The sequence below is a fragment of the Xenorhabdus innexi genome (genome assembly GCF_002632485.1).
Classification (GTDB): Bacteria; Pseudomonadota; Gammaproteobacteria; order Enterobacterales; family Enterobacteriaceae; genus Xenorhabdus; species Xenorhabdus innexi.
The window spans coordinates 1-5,149 of sequence record NZ_NIBU01000117.1; the positions used below are offsets into that span (position 1 = coordinate 1).

At 58.1% G+C, this 5,149-nt stretch carries 4 protein-coding genes; 2 read left to right on the forward strand and 2 right to left on the reverse strand.

The genetic code is table 11. The annotated features are described in order from the left end of the window. Nucleotides 1-86: 86 nt before the first annotated feature. The gene (locus tag Xinn_RS19940; protein ID WP_086956527.1) at nt 87-425 is read right to left on the reverse strand and encodes a helix-turn-helix domain-containing protein; all 339 of its coding nucleotides are present in this window, start codon (nt 423-425) and stop codon (nt 87-89) included. A 133-nt stretch (nt 426-558) separates the two neighbouring features. On the opposite strand from Xinn_RS19940, the gene Xinn_RS19945 reads away from it, so the two are divergent. Both Xinn_RS19945 and xerC read left to right on the forward strand, forming a co-directional pair. After that, nucleotides 559-3,243 carry a CHC2 zinc finger domain-containing protein gene (locus Xinn_RS19945; RefSeq protein ID WP_086954653.1) on the forward strand — a complete coding sequence of 895 codons (2,685 nt, stop codon included), beginning with the start codon at nt 559-561 and terminating at the stop codon, nt 3,241-3,243. Nucleotides 3,244-3,452: 209 nt separating this feature from the next. Continuing rightward, nucleotides 3,453-4,517 (forward strand): site-specific tyrosine recombinase XerC, encoded by a 1,065-nt coding sequence (gene xerC, locus Xinn_RS19950; protein ID WP_169923635.1) that lies wholly within the window; start codon nt 3,453-3,455, stop codon nt 4,515-4,517. 226 nt (nt 4,518-4,743) lie between these two features. On the opposite strand, the gene Xinn_RS22270 is transcribed toward xerC, so the two are convergent. Then, entirely contained in the window at nt 4,744-4,938 is a 195-nt protein-coding gene (locus Xinn_RS22270; RefSeq protein WP_169923633.1) for a hypothetical protein, read from the reverse strand. Nucleotides 4,939-5,149: the final 211 nt, after the last annotated feature.

Genomic DNA, 5,149 nt, shown 5'->3' on the forward strand with positions numbered 1-5,149 from the left:
CGGTTTTGCTTAGAATGCGCCTTAGCCATCATTCAACTCCTGTTTAGTTGCTTGTGGTTAGCGGTTGTGACAGGTTGCCGCCTGTCTCATCCGCGTTCAGTGATCTGCTTTGCCTGATACTTCAAAATCATGCCATCCAGCAAAGCCCGAATAATCTTCCTCTCTTCTTCCGGCATATGGCTGACCGCTTCAAACTGAAAAGCCAGCTCATCCGAAGGCCCCCGTTCATTTTCTTCAAAAACCAGTGTATCCAGAGAAACCCGCAGCACTTTAGCCAGCTTTATCAGGGCTTCTAAGGTTGGTTGCGCCGTCCCCGCCTCATAGCGGCGGATCTGGTTAACATGCAGGCTGGCACTGTCTGCCAGTCCCTGCTGGGTCAGGCCGTGTTCCTTACGTATCTGTATTAAGCGTGTTGGGAAGTTCATAGGCAAAAACCATAATGTGACCGATGCCATTTACTTTAACCTCCCCATCTAAAACTGTTTGACATAACTACAGCATAAGGTATTAAAATAATACATCAAAAGGGTATTGACGAATTTTTGGGAGAAAGGAGACATGGCTCGCATTCCTGAAGCTGAGTTGCAGCACCTGAAAGCCGCAGTTCCTCTGATTGCCATTATCGAGCAGCAAGGTCGGCAGGTGGTTAAGCGTGGCAAAGACCGGCTGGTACTGTGCCCGTTCCATCAGGAGAAAACCCCCTCGATGGTGATCACGCCGTCCAAAAATCTCTATCACTGCTTTGGCTGTGATGCCGGCGGCTCGGTACTGGATTGGGTGATGAAGACGGAGAATTTAAGCCTGCGTCATGCCTGCGAACGGCTGCGGGCAATGCTCGGCAGTAATCCGGCCGTGGAGCCGCTGGTTGATTCATCGGAACTGATGCGGGAGGCGATCGGGCAACCGGCGTTGCTGCATCGGGTGGTTGAGTTCTATCACCAGACCTTACTGAATGCCCCGGAAGCGCAGGATTATCTGACCAAACGGCGGTTGAACCATCCTGAACTGGTCGCGCAGTTTAAGCTGGGTTTTGCCAACCGCACGCTGGGCTATCGGTTGCCGGCCAAACAACTGAAAGCCGGGGCGGAGATCCGTGCCCAACTTCAGGCGGTCGGGGTGCTGCGGGAGAGTGGTCATGAACATTTTAGCGGCTCGCTGGTCATTCCGGTGATCGGTCTGGAGAGTCAGGTACAGGAACTGTATGGCCGCAAAATCATTGACCGCCTGCGGGCAGGCACACCCAAGCATCTCTATCTGCCGGGCGTACATGGCGGGGTCTGGAATGAAGCGGCACTGAGGGTGTCAAAAAGCCTGATCCTGTGTGAATCGCTGATCGATGCGCTGTCGTTCTGGGTCGCCGGACACCGGCATGTGACGGCGGCTTATGGGGTGAACGGCGTCACTGCGGATCACTGGCAGGCGTTTGCCCAGTACGGCATTAAGCAGGTGCTGATCGCCTTCGACAATGACAGCGCGGGCAATGAAGCCGCGGTAAAACTGGCGGCGGCACTGGCTGAGAAAGGCATCACCCCGCTGCGGGTCGTGTTCCCGCCTGAAATGGATGCCAACGCTTATCTGTGTCAGGTGGCGGAGCCGGCAGCCGCTTTCGGCCTGTTGCTGGACAGTGCGGTGCCGATGTTAACCGCAGAGACACTGTGCACGGAGCCAGCTGCTATCGAGCCATCCTCTGCTTTAGTTGCCACACCGAATCCCACGCCCGGCCTAATCTGGGAAGCCGGCGCAGACGGCGAGCTTCGGGTGTCGCTGGGCAGCCTGCGCTGGTGTCTGCGGGGACTGTCGGGCGTGAAAGCCGGCGCCGCCATGATGAAACTCAATGCACAGGTCATTGATAGTCAAAGTGGCGTGATGTTTCTGGACGGGGTTGACCTGATGAGCGCCCGCAGCCGTCAGGGCTATGCGCGGCTGGCTGCCGTGGAGCTGAGGCTGGCAGAAAGCGACATCCGCCGGGCGCTGGGGCAGGTGTTACAGGCGGTTGAGCAGTGGCAGCAGCAGGGGGAAAACCCGACCGCCGCCGCGCCTGAACTGAATGAGGCGGAACGGTCGGCCGCACTGGCCTTGCTGCAAGACCCGGATTTAATCACGCGTATCACGGCTGACTTGGCCGCCTGTGGTGTGGTTGGTGAATCCACCAATTTACTGGCCGGGTATCTGGCGGCGGTGAGCCGTAAACTGCCCAAACCCTTAGCCGTCTTAATCCAGAGCAGCAGCGCCGCCGGAAAATCCTCCCTGATGGACGCGGTGTTGAACCTGATACCGGAAGAAGAACGCATTCAGTACAGCGCCATGACCGGGCAAAGCCTGTTTTATCTGGGGGAAACCAATCTCCAGCATAAGATTTTGGCGATAGCGGAAGAAGAGGGCGCGCGGCAGGCGGCCTATGCCCTCAAGCTGTTGCAGTCGGATGGTGAGCTGACGATGGCGAGCACCGGCAAGGATGAAACGACCGGCACCCTCGTGACCAAAAGCTACACGGTCAAAGGCCCGGTGATGCTGATGCTGACCACCACGGCGATCGATGTCGATGAAGAGTTATTGAATCGCTGTCTGGTGCTGACGGTGAATGAATCCCGTGAACAGACGGAAGCCATCCATGCCATGCAGCGCCAGAAACAAACCCTTGAAGGGCTGTTGGCTGAGAACGAACGGGACTACCTTACTGCATTGCACCAGAACGCCCAGCGGCTGCTGAAACCCCTGAATGTTGTCAATCCCTATGCGCACCAACTGACCTTTATGTCAGACAAAACCCGTACCCGCCGTGACCACATGAAATACCTGACCTTAATCCAGAGTATTGCCCTGCTGCACCAGTACCAGCGAGAGGTGAAGGTGGCTGAGCATCGCGGCAAGGTGTTGGAATACATTGAAGTGACCCAGGACGATATCCAACTGGCGAACCGGCTGGCGCATGAAATCTTAGGCCGGACGCTGGACGAGATGCCGCCGCAGACGCGCAAGCTACTGTTACTGATACAGCAAATGGCGCAGGACATGGCGGAGAGTGGGCAGAAAACATTACGTGAAGTGCGCTTTACCCGGCGGGATATCCGGGCTTACACCCACTGGAGTGACAGCCAGCTTAAGCTGCATTGCCAGCGTCTGAGTGAGATGGAATACCTGCTTATCCACGGTGGCAGTCGCGGGCACCTGCTGCACTACGAACTGCTCTGGGATGGTGAGGGTAACAGCGCACACTTAAACGGCCTGATCACCCCGGTATGATACGCGCAAGTCTGGCTTATCTTCCCGCAAGTCTGGGTCAAGTCTGCCCCAAGTCGGGGCTAAGTCTGGGTCAGCAAACTCACCTCAACGCCACGACCAGCAAGGGTTAAGCACTCCAAAGTCTGGCTAAACGAAAAATCACTGTTCCGGCACGATAAGACAGAAAATCATACCGTACTGCCTTTCTGTTACCGACTACACACAAGGAGCTGCCTGATGAAAAACGCCCCCTGACTTTACGCCAGCAACTGGATAACTGGCTGGACACCCTGACCGCCCAGGGTAAAAGCCGACAAACCTGTCTGTCCTATCGGGCTTACCTCTCCCCGTTCGTGGACTGGTGCGAACAACGGGCGGTCTGTTCGGCACCGCAGGTCTCACTGTCGTTACTGGAGGGCTGGCAGCGTTATCTGCGGGCTTACCGCAAGGCCGACGGTCAGCCTTACAGCCACAACGGTCAGCGGGCACGGCTCAATATGTTGCGGGTGTGGTTCCGTTGGCTACTGCAACGCCACCAGATTTTATACAATCCCGCCGACCTGCTGGTCTTGCCGAAAAAAGAAAAACGGCTGCCCGCCCAGATACTGAATGTCGCCGAAACCGGGCAGGTGCTCGACAGTCAGGACTGTGGCACCCTACGCGGCTTTCGCAACCGGGTGATGCTGGAAGTGCTCTGGAGCAGTGGCCTTCGCCGGATGGAACTGGCAAACCTGCGCACCGGGGACATTGATAGCGGGCGCGGGGTGCTGTATGTGCGGCAGGGCAAGGGGCAGAAAGACCGGGTGGTGCCTGTCGGTACACAAGCGCTGGGCTGGCTAAAGCGCTATCTGGCGACCGTGCGTCCCCGACTGGCTGCCCGTCATGACAGTGGCTACCTGTTTATCTCCGACCGGGGACGCGGGCTGTCGCGTGACTACCTGAGCCAGTTGGTCGGGCATATCATCCGTGAACAGGCTCAACTGAATAAACCCGGTGCCTGTCACCTGTTCCGCCATTCAATGGCCACACAGATGCTGGATAACGGGGCTGATACCCGGCACATTCAGGCGATACTGGGGCATGAACGGCTGGAAACCACGCAAATTTATACCCGGGTGGCTATCGACCACTTAAAGAAAGTGCACCAGCAAACCCATCCGGCCGAGCGGGCAGGTCATGGCAAACCGGACGCCGACATCGAGCTGTCTGAGAGCCGCTCAGGGCACAGTGTGGCGGCAAACACGGCACCCGACAATCTCCCTCGACGTAGCGGAAAACCTGATAATCCCCGTTGAGTTCGCTGGATTCGGTGCGGGGGCAGACCGTGGCCGGACTGCCCGTTGGCCTCGGTGCGGCGGGGGTACGTGGGCAATGGGCGGCCTGAGTCAGGGTGTCCCCGTTAAGTCTGCACTGGCCGCCCAAAGCCCACTCAACATAATGTCAGGGAATTATGCGAAATTCGCCGTTCAGCCCCTCAATCTACTTGAACCGCGTACAGCGGCTCACATCGCATAATACACATTATGTCTTGCGCCCCCGCTTATCAGCCTCGCAGGGTGTGGCGCACAAGGCTGCGCCTTCTGCTGTCAGCTTCTGAGCCAGTCCTCGGCAATCCGTGTTCTTCTTTAGCTGCTTTGCCACGTCCGGCCAACAACCCTGTAGGCAGGTCGGCCTTTGGCCTCCGGTTTTACCTCCCCCGCCCCGACCCCGCTGCACTGGCTGCGCGCGGCTCGCAGTCGCAGGCTCCTTGCTCGTTGCCGTGCTCGCCATCTCCGCCCCGTGCAGCCCCCTGAGGGGGCTTCCCTTGAACCTGACCGTGTGGTCATGCAAGTCCGTACTCGGCTGTCACGCTGGTGATCCAGAGCGTCGCAGGGGCGCCGCTTGCAGGCTCTCTGCCGCCCGCACCCGCAGAACGGCCGCCCGCCGT

Bases quoted from the DNA above. Each gene is read 5' to 3' on its own strand.
- Xinn_RS19940 (WP_086956527.1), bottom strand. From the start codon at position 425: ATGAACTTCCCAACACGCTTAATACAGATACGTAAGGAACACGGCCTG.
- Xinn_RS19945 (WP_086954653.1), top strand. From the start codon at position 559: ATGGCTCGCATTCCTGAAGCTGAGTTGCAGCACCTGAAAGCCGCAGTT.